Source organism: Paenibacillus sp. SAF-068 (genome assembly GCF_051967555.1).
In the GTDB taxonomy this organism is placed as follows: Bacteria; Bacillota; Bacilli; order Paenibacillales; family Paenibacillaceae; genus Paenibacillus.
In genome coordinates this window covers 535,155-552,797 of record NZ_JBQCJX010000003.1, presented here as the reverse complement: position 1 = coordinate 552,797, position 17,643 = coordinate 535,155, and the positions used below count along the sequence as shown (strand labels likewise).

Annotated in this window: 17 protein-coding genes and 1 riboswitch; all 17 genes read right to left on the bottom strand. The window is 49.6% G+C overall.

The annotated features are described in order from the left end of the window. Positions 1-266: 266 nt before the first annotated feature. Positions 267-914: a precorrin-8X methylmutase gene (locus tag ACTHPG_RS20180; RefSeq protein ID WP_278297837.1), complete on the bottom strand. Its 648-nt coding sequence runs from the start codon at positions 912-914 to the stop codon at positions 267-269. 71 nt (positions 915-985) lie between these two features. Further along, complete coding sequence (gene cobK, locus ACTHPG_RS20175; RefSeq protein ID WP_440391231.1) at positions 986-1,756, bottom strand: precorrin-6A reductase; 771 nt, start codon at positions 1,754-1,756, stop codon at positions 986-988. Continuing rightward, positions 1,753-3,024 (bottom strand): sirohydrochlorin chelatase, encoded by a 1,272-nt coding sequence (locus ACTHPG_RS20170; RefSeq protein ID WP_440391230.1) that lies wholly within the window; start codon positions 3,022-3,024, stop codon positions 1,753-1,755. The genes cobK and ACTHPG_RS20170 overlap by 4 nt, the downstream gene beginning before the upstream one ends. Before the next feature lie 291 nt (positions 3,025-3,315). Next, a complete protein-coding gene (gene cobJ / locus ACTHPG_RS20165; protein ID WP_440391229.1) occupies positions 3,316-5,250 on the bottom strand; it encodes a precorrin-3B C(17)-methyltransferase in 1,935 nt (644 codons plus the stop codon). A gap of 403 nt (positions 5,251-5,653) precedes the next feature. After that, positions 5,654-5,843: riboswitch (cobalamin riboswitch) on the bottom strand. 197 nt (positions 5,844-6,040) lie between these two features. After that, the gene (locus tag ACTHPG_RS20160) at positions 6,041-6,880 is read right to left on the bottom strand and encodes a uroporphyrinogen-III synthase (protein ID WP_440391228.1); all 840 of its coding nucleotides are present in this window, start codon (positions 6,878-6,880) and stop codon (positions 6,041-6,043) included. 131 nt (positions 6,881-7,011) lie between these two features. Then, positions 7,012-8,214, bottom strand: a complete 1,203-nt coding sequence (locus ACTHPG_RS20155) for a GerAB/ArcD/ProY family transporter (protein ID WP_440391226.1) — start codon at positions 8,212-8,214, stop codon at positions 7,012-7,014. Positions 8,215-8,270: 56 nt separating this feature from the next. Next, positions 8,271-8,492: a hypothetical protein gene (locus tag ACTHPG_RS20150; RefSeq protein WP_440391225.1), complete on the bottom strand. Its 222-nt coding sequence runs from the start codon at positions 8,490-8,492 to the stop codon at positions 8,271-8,273. After that, positions 8,485-9,684: a Ger(x)C family spore germination protein gene (locus ACTHPG_RS20145; RefSeq protein ID WP_440391224.1), complete on the bottom strand. Its 1,200-nt coding sequence runs from the start codon at positions 9,682-9,684 to the stop codon at positions 8,485-8,487. The genes ACTHPG_RS20150 and ACTHPG_RS20145 overlap by 8 nt, the downstream gene beginning before the upstream one ends. A gap of 4 nt (positions 9,685-9,688) precedes the next feature. Then, the gene (locus ACTHPG_RS20140; RefSeq protein WP_440391223.1) at positions 9,689-11,284 is read right to left on the bottom strand and encodes a spore germination protein; all 1,596 of its coding nucleotides are present in this window, start codon (positions 11,282-11,284) and stop codon (positions 9,689-9,691) included. A 176-nt stretch (positions 11,285-11,460) separates the two neighbouring features. Further along, a complete protein-coding gene (locus tag ACTHPG_RS20135; RefSeq protein WP_440391222.1) occupies positions 11,461-11,796 on the bottom strand; it encodes a hypothetical protein in 336 nt (111 codons plus the stop codon). Between the two features lie 44 nt (positions 11,797-11,840). Beyond that, positions 11,841-12,542 carry a pirin family protein gene (locus tag ACTHPG_RS20130; protein WP_440391221.1) on the bottom strand — a complete coding sequence of 234 codons (702 nt, stop codon included), beginning with the start codon at positions 12,540-12,542 and terminating at the stop codon, positions 11,841-11,843. A gap of 200 nt (positions 12,543-12,742) precedes the next feature. Further along, entirely contained in the window at positions 12,743-13,156 is a 414-nt protein-coding gene (locus ACTHPG_RS20125) for a DoxX family protein (protein ID WP_440391220.1), read from the bottom strand. Positions 13,157-13,206: 50 nt separating this feature from the next. Beyond that, complete coding sequence (locus ACTHPG_RS20120; protein ID WP_440391219.1) at positions 13,207-14,067, bottom strand: M56 family metallopeptidase; 861 nt, start codon at positions 14,065-14,067, stop codon at positions 13,207-13,209. A 1-nt stretch (position 14,068) separates the two neighbouring features. Beyond that, positions 14,069-14,485 (bottom strand): BlaI/MecI/CopY family transcriptional regulator, encoded by a 417-nt coding sequence (locus ACTHPG_RS20115; protein ID WP_017691824.1) that lies wholly within the window; start codon positions 14,483-14,485, stop codon positions 14,069-14,071. Positions 14,486-14,695: 210 nt separating this feature from the next. Beyond that, positions 14,696-16,159, bottom strand: coding sequence for a catalase (locus tag ACTHPG_RS20110; protein ID WP_440391218.1), 1,464 nt, complete (start codon positions 16,157-16,159; stop codon positions 14,696-14,698). Positions 16,160-16,381: 222 nt separating this feature from the next. Continuing rightward, the gene (locus ACTHPG_RS20105; RefSeq protein WP_421893949.1) at positions 16,382-17,188 is read right to left on the bottom strand and encodes a winged helix-turn-helix domain-containing protein; all 807 of its coding nucleotides are present in this window, start codon (positions 17,186-17,188) and stop codon (positions 16,382-16,384) included. Further along, positions 17,164-17,559: a Fur family transcriptional regulator gene (locus ACTHPG_RS20100; protein WP_036612807.1), complete on the bottom strand. Its 396-nt coding sequence runs from the start codon at positions 17,557-17,559 to the stop codon at positions 17,164-17,166. Before ACTHPG_RS20100 ends, ACTHPG_RS20105 begins: the two co-directional genes overlap by 25 nt. Positions 17,560-17,643 lie beyond the last annotated feature (84 nt).

The following is a 17,643-nucleotide window of genomic DNA, read 5'->3' as shown; positions in this document are numbered from 1 at the left end:
CATACGAAAAATGTAACGAATCGTAGTGACGTTATTTCATTAAACAGACGTTGTTTTCACCACTTTTTGGCGTGTTTCACCAGAATAGCGTTACTCGGGTTCGTTAAAATATGAAACGGATGATACTCCGCAATATAAGGCCTGTGAGGTTCGTCAAACTCCGTCAAGGTTCGTTAAAGTCCGTTAAGATCGTTAAAGTTCGTTAACGCTTGTTTACGTCACGATTGCCTTGCCTCTACTGTCCTTTATTCGTTACTTAAAAACGACTACGCCTTCACCGCCATCAGGGAGATGGCGTTCAGGGCGGCTACGACGATGGTACTTCCGCCTTTACGGCCGATGTTGGTGATGAACGGGATGTCGAGTTTGCGCAGCTCGTCTTTGGACTCGGCTGCGGATACAAATCCGACGGGCATACCAATGATCAAGCCTGGTTTGGCTTCGCCTTCTTTCACCAAACGGATCAGTTCCAGCAAAGCTGTTGGGGCGTTACCAATGGCATAAATTCCGCCTTCATATAATTGATTCGCTTTACGCGTCGAGATGATTGCGCGAGTAGTGTTCAAGCGTTTGGCTTCCTCCATCACATCGGGATCAGAAATATGTACGTGCACATCTCCGCCAAAACCGCGAATGCGATCTTTGCTTACGCCAGCCTGAATCATCTGTACGTCAGCGATGACGGATTGGCCGGCGCGAAGCGCTGCAATTCCTGCTTGAATGGCATCCGGGTGGAACACCATGCTGCGGCCCAGTTCGAAGTCAGCCGAGGCGTGAATGACACGCTGTACCACGGGATATTGCTCAGCTGTGAAAGGATGCTCACCCAGTTCCTCCGTAATCATCTCAAAGCTTTTGCCCTCAATCTCCTGTGGTTGTACGGTCAACGGTTTGAATTCCGTTTTGAAATCCATGTGCATTTCACTCCTTCAAGTAGTGGTGTCATTCAAAAATTCATTATTCAAATTAAGACTATTGGGGTGCTCTAATGCACCATTACACGCTTCAACTCATCCAGTACACCTTCAAAATGGTCAAACACCGTTCCAAATTCAGCCTCGGGGCGTGAAATCAACACGACATGAATGCCCAGTTCGAGTGCAGATTGGATTTTCTCATCCACTGCGCCGGTCTTGCCGCTCTCCTTGGTAACCATTACCGTCGTCGCATAGTGCTTGTACAAGGCTTCATTCATTTCACGGGAAAAAGGTCCCTGCATCGCAATAATATTGCGCTGTTCCACACCAAGCTCACCGCACTTCTCCAAATTATCGAGACGTGGAAGCATGCGGGCAACGAGGCGAATATCCGGATCACCGAGCAGATGCTTGGTGAAAATCTGTAACGTCTTGCTACCTGTCGTCAGCATAACGGAGCCCTTGAGTTCTTTGGCCTTGAGTGCCGCTTCATCGTAGGAAGATACGACATGCAGCAACGCGTGATCATCGTATGCCAGACCTGTGCGCTCATAGCGAATATATGGAATGCCCACCTGTTTGGCTGCTTCCATCGCATTGGCATGTGCTTCTTCGGCAAACGGATGACTTGCATCCACAATGGCACGGCTACCTTTCTCACGCACAAGTTCCACCATGGCTTCCACAGTCAAACGACCTGTCCGAACAGGTAACCCGGCTTCTGTCAGGCTATTTGCCGCACTTTCGGTTACGACAGAAGTCAGCACGTCTGTACCTTGCTGTTGAATCTGTAGAGCGAGTTCCCTGGCATCACTCGTACCACACAACATGAAGATCATGGACGATTCACCTGCTCCGAAGTTGCTGCAACCTGTGACTGATCGGGAGAAGCTGCTTCTTGTGCGATTCCTTCCGCGTCATCCGGGTTGTTCCGATGGACTTCTTGCTCGTGATGCGTATGATGCAACTCTTCATCGTGATCATGATGATAATCGAGTGATGCTTGACGATCGACGGCTGTATGCGAGTGATCATGACCGTGGTCATGCTTATGTGTATGGTCATCGTGTGCATGTACATGCTGGTGGTCATGCTCATCATGATGATGCGAGTGATCATGGTCCGTATGATCGTGGTTGTGTGCATGGCTGTGTTCATGATGGTGGTCGTGACTGTGCTCATGTCCATGATCATGATCGTGATGATGGTCGTGGTCGTGGTGATGATCATGTCCATGGTCGTGATCATGATGGTGATGATGGTGTTTGGCTGCTTCCAGTCTGAATTGGCAGTTGTCACAGTTGGCTGTTACACGTCCGTATAACCCCTCATGAGCTCGCTCCAGCACCAATTCAACCAGCTTCGGGTGGAAGCCAAAGTATCCGCCAACCTCAACCTGAATGTCCGGATGTGCCGCTGCAAATTCCGCAGTCATTTCATCAATGCGCTTGATCAGTACACCTGTGAACAGGAAGTAAGGCATGATGATGATTTTCTTTGCACCCAGCAAGAGACAGCGCTCTAATCCATCCGGGAATGAGGGCTGAGTCACGCCGATAAAGCTGCTTTCCGTCCACTTGTATGGCAGTTTCTCCCATAACATCCGGGTCATTTTGAAAAAATCACTGTTGGCATCCGGGTCACTGCTTCCGCGTCCAAGCACCAGGACGGCAGTCTCTTCATCCGTCACCGGAGCCGGTGGAGCCGCGACCGCTGTACCGCCTTGAGATGCGACAAGTACAGGTTGTGCCTCTTGCAGACGAGTCTGCATGATTTGAACGACTTTCTCATGAACCCCGATGGGACGACCGTATACGAACTCTACCTGCGGATAACGTGCCTTGGCGCGGTCAATGGCGTTAGGAATATCAATCTTGGCATGACCGGCAGCAAACAGAATGATCGGCACCAACACGACACGTGTTGCCCCTCGATCCACACAAGCGGTTACACCTTCAGCAATACTTGGTCTCGTTAACTCCAGAAAACAAGTCTCCACCAACGTATTCTCCGGTGCCTTCGCTGCTACCTCATTTGCAAACTCCTTCAGTTCCCGGTTCCCCTCGGGATCACGACTTCCGTGTCCCACCAACAATATTGCATCCATCTTTGTTATTCCTCCCCCGTCTGACCCGCAGATCAGACTTTTCATATTCAATCGGCACTCCAGTTCATCAGGCAAAAACTGCGCTCAAACCAGTCCTCTCATCCATTCGCTACATCCCCGTAATAATCAATCCATGTCAGCTGAAATTCAGCGAATATTGCAAACGATTCGATACGTCCTGACAAGCCGCATCGTCATGTCTCCCCGAAGGAGATGACTCAGTCAAGGAAATTAATTAATGCTTAATCAAGGCTTAGTCAGGCACTAGTACATAATTAATTTAGTACGTAATTAGTCACCGCATATCGGGTTTACTTCCACCGTGACCGGTGCGTCCACATGGCGGAAGCCCTGAATTACGCCGACTCGTTTGAAGAACTTGTGGAATCGCTCATTCGGATGACCCTTTTCCTTGTAATCCGCCACAATTCGTTCCACAATTCCACCAATTTGGTCACCCGGAATTCCCTCTGCTACGGGCTGTGCAGGATGGGCATTGCGGCCGAATTTCTTGCCACCGAGGAACAGGTCGTATGCCCCTTTGCGATACACGATGCCGATATCCTCCAGCACGGCCCCGTAACATGCCATACCGCAGCCATTCAGCGCCACACTTGTTTCTTTCGGTGCACCCAGTCCGCCAATTACGGCCTGCAAATGGTTAGCCATCGGGACAGCGTCATCCTTCTCCATGTTGCAGAAGTCACAGGCCTTCACCTTGATGACATCGCCAATCGGTACAACGATAAAATTCGCTGCACGCAGCTCTTCAACCAGCGAGTCCGGTTCAAATGTCGGCACTCTCAGAATAATCTGATGCTCCGGCGTGTACTCCAGTTCGCCGTCTTCACTTGCACACTGCGCCAGCAGCGCCATCTGGGCTGCGGTGAATTTTTTGTTGCCCACGCCGGGCGACACGCCGACTTCGAACAACGGCGCCTTGCGCCCAGGCTCGGACGCGGTGCGTACCGCCGTTGCGGTCGCAGCTTGCGGTGCACTTGCCGATCGGCTCGGCGCTGCTGCTGCATCCAGCCAGCGGCTCGCCGATTCGCCCGCGAGCGCGCCGCCTGCCGCGAGCCGCGTCAGCGCCTCGGCGGCGAGCGCAGCTGCGCCGGCGCGGGGCGCTTCTGCGACCCGGCCCGGAGCGGCCTCTGCCGCAACGGGCGCAGGTCGCTCGCCGGCAAGCACGGCGGTGCCAGCGCCGCTCGCCGGGCTTGCCGCAGGCATAGCGGCAGCAGCCCCTGCGCCAGCGGGAGGCTGCCCTTGCGGAGCCGTGCCCGCTCCGGCGCTCTCGCCGCGCAGGGCTGGCTCCGCCTGTGGCTGCGCGGCCGATGCATCGCTGGCCGCGCTCTCGCCCGCTGCCTCGCCGGAGGCGGCAGCGCGGGCTTCCCTTGCGCCGAGCGACCATGGCTCGGCTTCCGTGCGAAGTCGCTCATGGGGTCTGAGCGACTGTTCCGCGGTGTTCAGCGTATATTTCCGCTGGTACCCGCGCGGGGTGACCATGAGTCCTTCGTACATCATGGTCGAAGAATTGCCGATAATCACGGTCGTCAGCATGCCGATATCATGATTCAGCATATCCTCCAGTGTGGTCATGACAACGTCCTGACGCTCACGGTATGCACTTTTCACCAGACCTACCGGGGTCTGCGGATCACGATAACGCAGGATCATTTCCTGTGTTTCCACGATCTGGCGTGTGCGCCGTCCACTGCGTGGATTGTACAGGGCAATGACAAAATCAGCGGACGCTGCGGCTTCGACCCGGCGAATAATGGTCTCCCACGGCGTGAGGTGATCACTAAGGCTGATCGTACATGCATCATGCATAACGGGAGCTCCGAGCAGCGAAGCACAAGACTGAATAGCCGAGACTCCTGGAATAACTTCGACAGCAACACCCGTATCCGGCTTCCAGCCTTGCTCCATCAGCACCTCGTACACCAGACCCGCCATCCCGTACACGCCTGCGTCACCACTGGAAATTACGGCAACTTTTTTGCCCATCTCCGCCTGTCTGACCGCTTCCTGTGCACGGCTTACTTCCTCCGTCATGCCTGTGCGCACAATCGCTTGCCCGTTTAACAGAGGTCGAATAAGATCCACATAGGTGTTGTATCCGATAATAACCTCACTCTCCTGAAGTGCTTCGAGTGCCCGCTTCGTGATATGTTCCATGGCTCCCGGACCGAACCCGATAATCAACAGCTTGCCTTGATCTTGCATTGCTTTTCCTCCTCCATCACACTTGTCGAACCGATCTAAACATTGAAAAAGGACGGCTATGCCGGCCTTCTCCCCCACTGTACTGCATCTTCAACTCGTCAGCTCTGTTAACTCGGACTCTCGAACCAGGCTCGTGGACCACCTGTGATGATCAATCCAATCTATTCCTCTACCTGCAACTTCCCGACTTAGGTTAGGTATCGCAAAGATATACATTTATCTAAAAAAACAAAAAAATCCCATCCTTGTAACGGATGGGATACGCATGTACGTACACTCAAGAACACAGTCCAGACTCCCCGAAGGTAATCCTGTGACTATGTGGCCCAAGGGGGGCCAGCCAGGCGAACCGCTGGTTCGCCCCATTCCTGATTCTTCGTACACCACTCCTTTCCGCGAAGGATTCGGTGACACATGCAAGGTAGGTCTCCTGGCTTTGGATCATCAGCTTCCTTTTCTGTCTTCCCCGGCTTTCCGAGTGACTTGGATCAAAAAGGGCTTCACCATTACAGTGGCGGGACCGCTCGGGACTTTCACCCGATTCCCTGTTACCTCTTGCTGCACGCAAGAGCACCTTGCTTGTTCTCATTCAATATTGTTTTCATAATAACACCGCTCAGGAAATAATGTCCATGCTTATGATATTTGTCCGTTCTTCAATTTTCAGACAAACCTGAAAAAGGTCCTGATCCAAAATAATGGATCAGAACCGGATGTAACATAGACATATTCGATTGGTTTCAAATCATTCAACTACCGCATGATTGAATACGTTCATAGTCATTGATAACTATGGTTGCAGGCCGCTAATCTTCGCAGCACGGCCCGCAGCAAAGTAACGTCCAAGCTCTACGATGAGCGCTCCCATCTTCTCTTCTTCCGGAATGACCAGCGCCTCAATGCCTTCTTCACGCATAGCGTTTGCTGTAACTTTACCTACAGAAGCAGGAATTACACCTTGCCTGAAGGCGGCAAGCATCGGCTCAAGTTTGTCCTGGGAAGCCGCATATTGGGTCAGGAATCGGACCTGCGGTCCACTTGTAAACGCAACAGCATCTACCTCGAACTTAAGAATTTCATTCAACAGCTGTTCCAGCTCTGCCTCTTCCGGCGGGACATGGCGGTAAGGAAGCACTTGTCTGACGACGGCCCCTTGCTCTTCCAACCATGCGACAAGTTTGGGAGCTGTCTCTCCATGAAGCTGCAAGATGACCTTTTTCCCTGCGAGATCATGTGGAGCGAATTCTCGAATAAGCCCATCCGTGCTACCGTCGTCATCTCGTACCAGCGGTGTTAACTTGCGCTTTTTGAGCGCATTCACCGTCTTGTATCCCCTCGCCGCAATGGAGGATTCCGATAATACATCCAACAACTGGCCTGCGACTTCCATATCCTCAGCCATATCAAACAATGCATCCAATCCCATACCCGTCGTTAACACCGCCCAGTCTGGCGGGTCTGAGATCCAGGATACCAACCCATCCCTGATATTCCGATCATCCAGAAATACCGTCCCCTGTGACGGCCGCACAAGCGGGATTCCACCCATTTTTTCAACCAGTACGGACATTTCTTTCGATTTTCGTGGTCCTGTCAATGCTACACGCACACCTGCCAAATGTTGAGCCATTCATGTTCCCCCCGTTAGTTCAGCCGAATGTTCATCAGTCTGACTACAGTATACAGGGTACTTCTGCGAAGGGAAACTGTGCTTATCCTCTTTTTTGCCCGTTAAGCTATAAGGATTTTTGATGGAAAGCATCAGGAAGGCTGGAGTTCTCCACCGTGGGAATCCTTCCTTCCTTTCTCCTTATCCTTCCCGAAATCAACCGTTTCTTGCTCGGGTTCAGTGTTTTCTTTCCCTGAATGTTCTCTCGATTTCTGATGGGAAGACCGTTGCTTATCCTTTTTGCGTGGACGAAGGAAAAGATAAAATACTACAGGGAATAGCACTTCAAAAACAATGGCGATCCATGTCCATTCCCGGGTAAATCGATTGAGCTGAATTGCATTTCGGAAGAACCAGAATGCACAGACAAAACCGACCAGGGCCACAGGACCTGTCAATACTTTACCTGAAACGTTCGGAATCATTCGTTTCAGTCCCCAGCACACAAAGTAGAGATCAAATGCAATCTTCGTAATCATGGTAGGCAAAGTTGCCGCTGCCAGTGCCAGGTCAAACCGGTCCAGGAAATCACTGATTTGTAGCTGTCTGGCCAGCTCATAAGAGGGGTAAACCAGTCTTGACGCTATTGGAACTCCAATGGAGGTTATGGTCTCCACAACGATCAGCATCATCAACAATGCAGAGATAATAATCCCTGTAGATACAGATTTGAATTTAAAGTCACCGCCTTTGACTACAAACGGCAGTGCAATCATCTCTCCGAAAAACGAGAATATGTACCAGCTCCCTTTGCCTACTCCCGCAACATCAATGTTAAAGTACGGCATCAGATTATCCATATTGATCTGTTGAATAAGCATGAAAGGCACAACAACCGAGTTTAACAAAAACAGTGTCACATACAGCTCTGCCATTCCGATCAAGGAACCGAGTCCACCTCTGACGATAAAGACTCCCATCACGATAAGTGATAGCACAACGATGGAGATGGGTGTGGTCTCTAGCAGCGTTATACTTATATAGTCACCTGTTAGCCGGATGTCTCTCGCAAACACGAAGAAAAAAAACAAAATGTACATCAATCCCGCAAGCCTCCCCAAAAAGGGGAAACGGCCGGCAAGAGCCTCAAACAGATCCTGGTCCGGAAATCTCCGTTGAACCCGGCTTACCATCCACATGGATAAGAGCATCACGAGAACCACTGGCACATACGATAGATAAGCATGTTGTTCCGCGTAGTAAATAGCCTGCGCATGGGGCTGAATCAACGTGCCTGAAATACTGAGCAGCAGCACGAGCAATATCATCTGGCGGTGTGTCACTTTCTGATTCATGAAATACCTCCTTCCCTCTCGCCAATTCGCAACTCACATGCTCACCGTCCACAAGTCTATGGCAATGGCAACAAGCGCTGGATGACGTGACTTATCCATACCGACACATATAAGGTTTTGCTCAGATGGGTCACATAGAACCAAATGCCCGTCCCCAATACAATCAGGCCATAAGATAGCCATCGATTAATGACAGCCGCTTGTTTCAAATGTCTGAAATCCATGATGATGACCACTATCGCCATGGCCAAGTAGGTATATAACAGCGGCTTAATCATGCACAATGTCCTCCTCCACTACGCCAATTGGTTTATTGCTCACCCCTACATTTTCAATAATGACATGGGGAGTAACCGTCACCTTGACTTCAGGATATATGTCATCCCATCGAGCCTTCATTTTGTCCCACTCCGCTGGCAGATGTTGATGAATGGACCGACCAATTCCAAGAATGTCGGCGTGGTATTTCTCCTGCACCAGACGGACACCTTCCTCGATGTCGGATTTGATTTTCTCGTGAATCGCTTCATTTAACTTCACAATCTCGTTCTCACGCCGATCACCATAATTGGATTCGTTATCTACAAGAACGCCCTTCGCATATAGCTCAACGTTCACGACCACCTTGTCATCTTTGATATGTGGATGCAGTGAAGCGTTGTTCTCGTTCAGCTTGATGAACATATTTCCTTCTCCGCCAGGGGCTTTAACCATAATTTCTGGCGCATTGGCCTCCCCCATAGCCAGAATCAATGCATCTGCTGGAGCCTTATCAATCATGCCAACCAGCTTGTCTTTTTTGAAAATGGCCAATCCATCCAATTTGATGTTTGTTTTGGCGTCCTTCCAACCTTCTGGAACATTGCTTACTTTGGAAGCAACCGGTAGGAACGGATCCACACCTTCACTAAGAATGGCATCAATGAATGTTTTAAGTGAACGCGGGTTGCGCATGTTTAGGAAGCACAACTCTCGCACCATCTCGGATGGAAACTTCTCTATAGGAGCATCCGTATCCATTACTTCGTATGCCGCGCCTTTCGTGACGACCGGTAATGCAGAGAGTCGGTTCAGCGGATAACGCGTGAACAAGTCGAGCATTGGAGCCACGCCATCCCGGGCAAGATCCTCCCCAATCAGCATGGTACGACGGTGCGCATAATAAATCTTGCGAGATAGCGATTTCTGACCTTCAAGTGAGGTCCCCCGCAGTGTCTTTGCGGTGTTGGACAACATGAACCACGATTTGTCCCCGCTTGTACCCCCGCCACCTCCCGAACTGCCGGTAGAACCGGATTGACCAGGAAGAGCAATTTGCAGACTGGATCTGTAATTCTCCTCTTCCTTATCAACAGCTATGCCAATGACAAAGGCAATATCATTAATCTCCTTACGATCCCAACACCCTGCAATGAAAAGGGTGCACAGCAGTAACATCAATGCAGCGCGGAATTTACGAATAAGAAACATGTATTCACCATCCTTCCTCTGCTTCAGGCGAACCATTAATCTTCTCTTTCATCCGTTTCTGGTTATCCTGAACCGTCGAAGGACGATTGATCATTTTCCACCACGGCACACGAACAAGAATATCCTTGGTATCTGTTTTACTGTACGGGCTAAGACCTGACAGATAAGGCACGCCAAACGAAGTCATCTGTGTCAGATGCACCGAGATCAGAACCAAACCAATCACAATGCCGTACAGTCCAAGCATACCCGCCAATAACATGATCGGAAATCGCAACAGACGCACGGTAATCGCAAAGTTAAACCGCGGAATTGTAAAGGAAGCTATACCTGTCATGGATACGATAATAACCATTGGTGCGGACACAATCCCTGCCTGAACTGCGGCCTGCCCGATCACGAGCGCACCGAGGATACTGACTGCCTGACCGACTGTTTTCGGTAACCTGACCCCCGCTTCACGGAGGGCTTCGAACGACAGCTCCATGATGAGGGCTTCCACCAATGCCGGAAAAGGGATGGCTTCCCGTGCACCAGCAATACTCAGAATCAGCGTGGTGGGCAACATATCCTGATGAAATGTCGTGATCGAGATATACAGCGCTGGTAGAAATAGAGCAATAGCCACAAATAAAAAGCGAATCCAGCGTACCAGATTACTGATGAAGAATCGTTCATAGTAGTCCTCACTGGCCTGTAGCATCTGCCACATTGTGACTGGAGCAATTAACGCAAAGGGAGTGCCGTCCACCAAAATGGCAAATCGCCCTTCCAACAAGTTACCTGCTACTGTATCCGGGCGCTCCGAATAGTGCATCTGTGGGAATGGAGAATACGGGTGGTCTTCAATCAATTCCTCGATATAACCCGTCTCCAGAATGCCATCGATCTTAATTTTTTCCAGACGTTTCTTCGCGTCCTGAATCAATTTCGGATCAGCAATATCCTCGATATAGGTCAGAACGATATCTGTCTTGGTTTCGGTACCGAGGGTCATACTCACCATCTTGAGAGAGGGGGTTTTCAGCTTGAACCGCAATAAAGCCGTATTCACACGCAGTGTTTCGGTGAATCCTTCACGCGGCCCTCGAATCACGGATTCTGTCTGCGGCTCCTCCACCCCGCGTCTGACGCCGCCTTTTACGTTGAACATCCAGGCTTCGCTGCTTCCATCGACCACCAGAAGTGCGGAGGATGCAAGCACCCCTTCTGTCGCAGCAGCCCAAGTTTCAACCCGCTTCACCTGCGTCAGCTCAACGGTTGTATCATCCAGTGGAACATCGGGCTCATCTGTGCGCTGCTGCACCAGGCCTCGAATAATTGGACGCAGCATATGCTCCTGGATATCGGCTGAGTTAACAATGCCTTCAATATAAACCAGAAGCCCTTTCACTTCCGGCGTAATCATCACGTTGCGAAATACCACATCCGAGCATTCGGAGAAGATCTCCTTTACCGCTTGAACCTGCGTTTCATGTACTCTACTGATCGGCTGCCGTAGAAAAGGCGGGGACGGCAGTCCCAAAGGGATATGTTTTCTCTCTTCTGAAGTTCGTCCCGATTGTCGGGACTTGTCTTTCCCGGATATTTTGTCCGCCATATGCCGCCCCTCCGTTTCTTGTTTTTATACAAGGTAGCTTGTGCCAGACAGCCGGGAATTATGTGGTTTATTTTTGCAAAATTACGATCATTTTTTTGATTTCAGACAGCAAAAAGGCCTCTGTATTTAACAGAGACCTTATTAACTATTCCGATCCTACTCAAGCCATTATGCAGTTAATCTGCGAAATAATCCTCAGGCACATAGCGAATCTCGGACTTCGCATAGATGCTTAGCGTGTGACTCTCCCTGTTGTATACTACCCGTTCACCATCTACGTAGTACCAGTGCTTCAAAAGGGGCTGATCCTTGCGTTGGACGAAACGAAATACGTTTAGTTCCTGTCTCAGTTCCATAATCTGTTCCACAATCTGCTTGTCCAGACCCGTGACGGTAAATATGAAACCTGTACCCTCCTGTTGGAATCGATAGGACAGGGCATCTGTTTTGCTATTAGCTAGTCCTCGCCCAGTCACCGCATGTTTGACCATAAACCATTCCTGTTGCGCCATACGTGTATATCCTCCTTCATCTTGGAGTTCATTTCATCAGCCTTCTACGGCAAATCAATAATCATATAGAACGTATCTTCGTTTGCTTGCAGCTCGATTGAATTCTGCTGTTCCACACGAGCCGTGTCACCTGCGTTCAATTGGTACTCTCCATCCAATCCCAGCTTGCCTTCGATGGAGAAAATGTACATCCGGCGGTCCATCTCCTGATGGAAGGTTAACGTTTCGTCTTTGGCTAATCGTCCAAGATAGATCGTCATATCCTGATGAATGGTCGCAACTCTTGGTCCCCCATCCGGGGATACAATCGGCACAAGTGCTCCTGCCAGTGCGGCTGGATCAAAAGACGTGGTCTCATACGAGGGTTGCAACCCTCTCGTATGCGGCATGAACCAGAGCTGAAGCAGACGTACTTCTTCCGTATCGGATGCATTATGCTCGGTATGAATCATGCCACTGCCTGCTGACATTCGCTGAATACCACCAAAACCTGTAACGGCCACATTGCCCAGACTATCTTCATGTCGCAGCTTGCCGCTGAGTACGATGGATACAATCTCCATATCACTATGTGGGTGTGCTCCAAAACCGCGTCCAGACGCAATCACATCGTCGTTCGCTACGCGCATTGGTCCAAACGCCGTATTCTCCGGGTCTTGGTATTCTCCGAAAGAAAAGCTGTGACTGCCACGGAGCCAGCCTCGATCGAAGCTGGAGCGGGCATCGGATGGAATGACGTTAATCATAAAATGCATCCTCCTTATTTTTTCTTAGTAGCATACTTATTCTCATTGTATCAAACCTCAGGCATGTCGTCCAAACGAAAAAAGTTCTCTACCGATCAGCCCGGTTCGCAAATACAATTTCCGAACCGGCCTGACCAATAAAGAACCTCGTTACAGGAATAATCCTACACTTCATTATGTTTTAGTAATCGTTAATCGATTCAAGCACTCATATTCTGGCGAGCGTTCCCCTGTCTGGAGAACAGATAATCAACGGCCAGAAAGCGGCTTCCTGTGAAGAGCAATGTCAGGGAACCCGCCAGCAGCAGGTAATCGAACTCGGTACCACTCATGAACGGCTCACCCACTTTGGCAGTAAGCAAAACGCCACCCATAACGATAACAAACAGGGCAGCAAACACACGTGTTCCCAGTCCCAGTATCATCGCTGCACCACCTACCAACTCAATAATCGCTACAACGGATGCAAGAAACCCAGGAATACCGATACTTTCGAAAAATCCTACCGTACCGCTAATTCCACCTTCGAATTTACTCCAACCGTGCAATACAAAAATTAAACCAATCATAATCCTGGAGAAAAGCAGTCCAATCTCTACACTTTTATTATTCATGTTCATCTTCCTTCCTCGTTATATTCGACCTCAAGTTGAGCCAAATGAATCTATCCGATGGACCAGACAAACAAGATAGACAGCAATAGGAAAACAGTAGCCGACAGCAGAACAGCATAACGTGGCAATCTCAGCGTCACGTCCTGTTCCGGGTCAAGCAGACGTGAAATTCGGACATTCACCGACGTATCCGCAAATGAGGATTGAACGGTCAATTCTTTTGCCCCCCAGGGTTCCGGACAAGCACGGAGCAGCTTGAGCAAAGCACTGCCAATGCCTGCCATATTGCCTGTACGTTCAATAGCCTCATTGTCTGCCAGAATTTCTCTAACGATATGATATTGTTTTGAAGTGTGCTTCAAGACGGGAATATACGGCATCATGATTGCAAATACCGACAGCAACGTCGTCTTCAGAGGGTCACGGTGCCACAGATGATGTACTTCATGATAGACAACCGCTACCTCCTCTTCCGCATCAAGCATGTCCAGCAGTCCTGTGGAAAGTACAATATACGGTCTCCATAGACCAATGGTAAATGCCACGGGTGAAGGCTTGTCCACTACAATAAAACTTGGCTGTCCTAGATCATGATAGTTGGACTCCATCTCACGGGATAGCACTTGAATCTCCATGGAGCGGAGCTTGCGGATCGCTGCCCGTGTTTTCATCATGCGAACCGTAAGCAACCAGCCTGTTCCGGCAAATGTCAGCAAGACCAGTGCCAGCAAGAAATGTCCCACGGATAACCAGCCCAGACGACTCATCCAATGATTGCAGAGCCAGAGCAGATTAAACGGGATATCCCAGCCAAAGATTTTGTACATCGCGTACATGAACATTTGCATGAACACGAGTAGCGGAATGCCAAACCCGACGGTAAACAAAAGTTTCGAGCGGGTCTTCCACATGTTAATCGCTATCCTTTTTCCATTGTTTGATCTTCTGTTCCAGGCGTTCAATCAGACCCGCATCTGCTTCGTCCAGCGCATCCAGCATATGATTCAATGCCAATGCTCCGAATTCATCCACCAACTCATGTGACAGTTCCTTGGATTGGTCGTTCATAAACTCCTCCTTGCTCTGTACCGGTTGGTACAAAGATGTTCTGCCCTTTTGTGACTTTCCGAGAAGTCCCTTATCCACGAGCCGGTTCATCACTGTCATGACTGTATTAAAATTGACGTCTTTGTCTTGTTCAAGTGCGGTCTGCACTTCACGGATGCTACTGCCAGGACGAGCCCATAAAATGTCCATGATCTTGGCCTCCAGCGGACCAAAAAATCGGTTGAGCCCACGTTCACCCACTTTAAAATTGTGTATTCTCATTTTCTGACACCCCTCACACTACCCATTGTAGTGCCATCAAATGAGAAGTCAACCTCTATGTCAGCTATTTTATGTAAATGATTTGTAAATTTGTTTTCCATTTCAGCAAAAAAAAGCGAAAGACCGGGCAATTCCGCACGTTCACGGTTTGCCCGGTTTTCACCGAATATCAGTCCCTATGATGTTGTGAATTCATGGCCAAATTGTACTTTATTTCCCTTCCCGTGAAGGCATATGTGCTGAAATATCCACACCAAGCCCATGAGCCAGACGTCCGCCAAGCTGTCCATCCGCCCGGAAGAAGTGGCACAGGGCACGCATTTGAATATCGACGGATACTCCCTTGAGGTCATTGATCAGATTATCCAGCAAATGCTGCTGCTCTACAGGGCTAAATGAACGGAAAAGTTCCCCCGACTGCGTATAATCATCCGTTTTCTCGATTTTTTCGCGAGTGACATGCCCTTGCAATGGAACCTGACTGTCGCGGTATGCCGGATCTTCCTGTGGACTGTTTCCGGCGCTATTCGGTTCATAGTTCACCGGAGATGGATCCTGATTCACATTCATGAGTCCATCACGCTGATGATTACGAACAGGTGCATACGGGCAATTCACCGGAATTTGCAAATAGTTCGTTCCAAGCCGGTGCCGCTGTGTATCTGGATAGGAGAATAGACGTCCTTGCAGCAATTTGTCCTCGGAAGGCTCAATTCCAGGTACAAGCGCACTAGGTGAAAAGGCCGCCTGTTCCACTTCAGCAAAGAAATTCTGCGGATTCCGATTCAGGGTCATGGTGCCTACCGTATGGAACGGCAGAACATCTTCAGGCCATGTTTTGGTTGGGTCGAGTGGATCAAAAGCAAAATCATCCATCTGCTCCGGCTTCAAGAGTTGAACCTGTAACTTCCACTGCGGGTATTTTCCGTTCTTGATATGTTCATGCAGGTCCCGGGTAGCATGATTAAAGTCCTGTCCTTGTACCTCGGCAGCTTCCTGACGAGAGAAGCCCCGAACCCCTTGTGCAGACTCCCACTTGTATTTCACATAATGGACCTGCCCCTGTGCATTAATCCATTTGAAAGCATGTACGCCGAAACCATCCATCTCCCGATAACTTGCCGGTGTGCCCAGATCTGAGAACAACCAGGTCATCATATGCGTTGATTCTGGTGAGAGGGTCATGAAGTCCCAATATCGGGCGGGGTCCTGAATGTTCGTATCCGGAGCTGGCTTCAGAGAGTGAACCATATCGGGAAACTTCATCGCATCACGAATGAAGAACACAGGCAGATGGTTACCAACGATATCATAGTTGCCTTCCCGGGTGTAGAATTTAACGGCAAATCCACGCGGATCTCGTGCAGTCTCTGGTGATCCTGTACCGTGAATAACGGTTGAAAAGCGAACCAGCACATCAGTAGCCGTACCCGGCTCTTGCAGGAAGTCCGCTGTTGTATATTGCTTCATGCTCTGCTCCAGTGTAAATACGCCATGAGCACCTGCTCCTCTAGCATGAACCACCCGTTCCGGAATACGCTCACGGTCGAAGTGGGCAATTTTCTCGATGAGATGGTAATCTTCAAGCAGTGTCGGTCCTCTTCTGCCTGCTGTGCGGGAATTCTGGTTGTCACCTACAGGTGCTCCCTGATTGGTTGTCATACGTTCTGTCATCCTGTCGTCCTCCTCTAATGGGTCTCACGGTTGCTATATCTACTAATAAAATCATATTCGGCTTCAATATAAATATACATTTAGACTTGATCTAACTGTTAAATTAATTCTAACATGTCCCAATCTGCTCTTGCATGAGGTTCACATGAGATTAAGATGAGGTTCTTCAACACTTCATGAATGAACGATGAACATACTTTTCAGGCAACAAAAAAAAGCGGACTAATCCGCCAGGCGGTAGCCCACTCCTCTTACTGTTACGATATATTGCGGCGAAGACGCGTTATCGCCCAATTTTTTGCGCAAGCTTTTGATATGAACATCCACCACATTACTTCCACCCGTAAAGTCTGTCTCCCAGATATCGCTGAGCATCTCCTCACGGGAAATGACTGCGCCTTTGGCATCAATCAACTTGAGTAACAGATCATATTCGGTCTTGGTTAGATGAATCCGGTTATTATCGCGCTGCACACTCATTCGTTCACGATCGAGCCACAGATCCTTGAATCCGACACGCTGTCCTTCCTCAGGCAAAAAACCACGTTTGGGTAGCGCTGGACTGTTGCCAATCATACGCTGCACCCGGTAAAGTGCTTCCTGCGGACGAGCAGGCCACACCAGCAATTCCTCCTGAAGCATCGGTCCACTCGCGCTGCCGATCATCTTCTCACCGACCAGATACAGACAAGGTGTTGTATGCTCAGCCTCACGATTCAATCGGCTGCTAATGCCGGCAAAGGCATCGATCGTTCCGGCAACAGACAGGTCATAGATCAACAGATCGAAGACCAGTCGCTCATGCAGATCCGGTTCCCAACGGTGAAAGACCAGTACATCGAAGCAGCTATCCGTTAAGGCCTTTACCAGTTCATGAACCTGCCCCGGCATTGGGCTGATCAGAATAACACGGCGTGTAACAGGACAATTGTCCACAAGGGGTGCTGCATCGGACAGGGCCGGTTTAACCCTAAGCGGTAAACGGCGGCCAGGAAGTTTTATTTTTACTTGATCCGTTTGTTTCTGCATTCCCCGCAGACACCTCCAAAGACCACATGAGCATGATCGATTGCATATCCGGTTTCTTCAGCTACCTGTTTCATCCATTGTGGAGGCACCTCTGTCATCACCTCGTCCACTTTGCCGCACACTTCACACATAATGTGCTGATGATCATCCATACGAGCATCATACCGGCTGGCTGTCTCTCCGAGTTTAAGCTCCCGTATCAATTCTTTGTCCGTGAGATAACGAAGAGAATTATACACTGTACCATAGGCCAGATTATACCCTTGTTCCACGAGTCGATTCATAACATCAGCAGCTGTCGGGTGATCCTCCGAATGGCGCACCACATCATATACCGCTTGTCGTTGTATCGTCAGATTTAAAGTTCTCACAACCATTTCTCCTTTATTATTGATCCATTTTATATGAAATCAGACACCGATCTTCTGCTTATGATGGTTTTCCCAAAAAAGAAG

What these genes read in the sequence shown, in the direction of transcription:
- cobJ (WP_440391229.1), bottom strand. Translation starts at nt 5,250, where the DNA reads ATGCAAGATCAAGGCAAGCTGTTGATTATCGGGTTCGGTCCGGGAGCC.
- ACTHPG_RS20125 (WP_440391220.1), bottom strand. Translation starts at nt 13,156, where the DNA reads ATGAATAATAAAAGTGTAGAGATTGGACTGCTTTTCTCCAGGATTATG.
- ACTHPG_RS20170 (WP_440391230.1), bottom strand. Translation starts at nt 3,024, where the DNA reads ATGGATGCAATATTGTTGGTGGGACACGGAAGTCGTGATCCCGAGGGG.
- ACTHPG_RS20155 (WP_440391226.1), bottom strand. Translation starts at nt 8,214, where the DNA reads ATGAATCAGAAAGTGACACACCGCCAGATGATATTGCTCGTGCTGCTG.
- ACTHPG_RS20140 (WP_440391223.1), bottom strand. Translation starts at nt 11,284, where the DNA reads ATGGCGGACAAAATATCCGGGAAAGACAAGTCCCGACAATCGGGACGA.
- ACTHPG_RS20110 (WP_440391218.1), bottom strand. Translation starts at nt 16,159, where the DNA reads ATGACAGAACGTATGACAACCAATCAGGGAGCACCTGTAGGTGACAAC.
- ACTHPG_RS20160 (WP_440391228.1), bottom strand. Translation starts at nt 6,880, where the DNA reads ATGGCTCAACATTTGGCAGGTGTGCGTGTAGCATTGACAGGACCACGA.
- ACTHPG_RS20180 (WP_278297837.1), bottom strand. Translation starts at nt 914, where the DNA reads ATGGATTTCAAAACGGAATTCAAACCGTTGACCGTACAACCACAGGAG.
- ACTHPG_RS20135 (WP_440391222.1), bottom strand. Translation starts at nt 11,796, where the DNA reads ATGGCGCAACAGGAATGGTTTATGGTCAAACATGCGGTGACTGGGCGA.
- ACTHPG_RS20105 (WP_421893949.1), bottom strand. Translation starts at nt 17,188, where the DNA reads ATGCAGAAACAAACGGATCAAGTAAAAATAAAACTTCCTGGCCGCCGT.
- cobK (WP_440391231.1), bottom strand. Translation starts at nt 1,756, where the DNA reads ATGATCTTCATGTTGTGTGGTACGAGTGATGCCAGGGAACTCGCTCTA.
- ACTHPG_RS20150 (WP_440391225.1), bottom strand. Translation starts at nt 8,492, where the DNA reads ATGATTAAGCCGCTGTTATATACCTACTTGGCCATGGCGATAGTGGTC.
- ACTHPG_RS20145 (WP_440391224.1), bottom strand. Translation starts at nt 9,684, where the DNA reads ATGTTTCTTATTCGTAAATTCCGCGCTGCATTGATGTTACTGCTGTGC.
- ACTHPG_RS20120 (WP_440391219.1), bottom strand. Translation starts at nt 14,067, where the DNA reads ATGTGGAAGACCCGCTCGAAACTTTTGTTTACCGTCGGGTTTGGCATT.
- ACTHPG_RS20115 (WP_017691824.1), bottom strand. Translation starts at nt 14,485, where the DNA reads ATGAGAATACACAATTTTAAAGTGGGTGAACGTGGGCTCAACCGATTT.
- ACTHPG_RS20130 (WP_440391221.1), bottom strand. Translation starts at nt 12,542, where the DNA reads ATGATTAACGTCATTCCATCCGATGCCCGCTCCAGCTTCGATCGAGGC.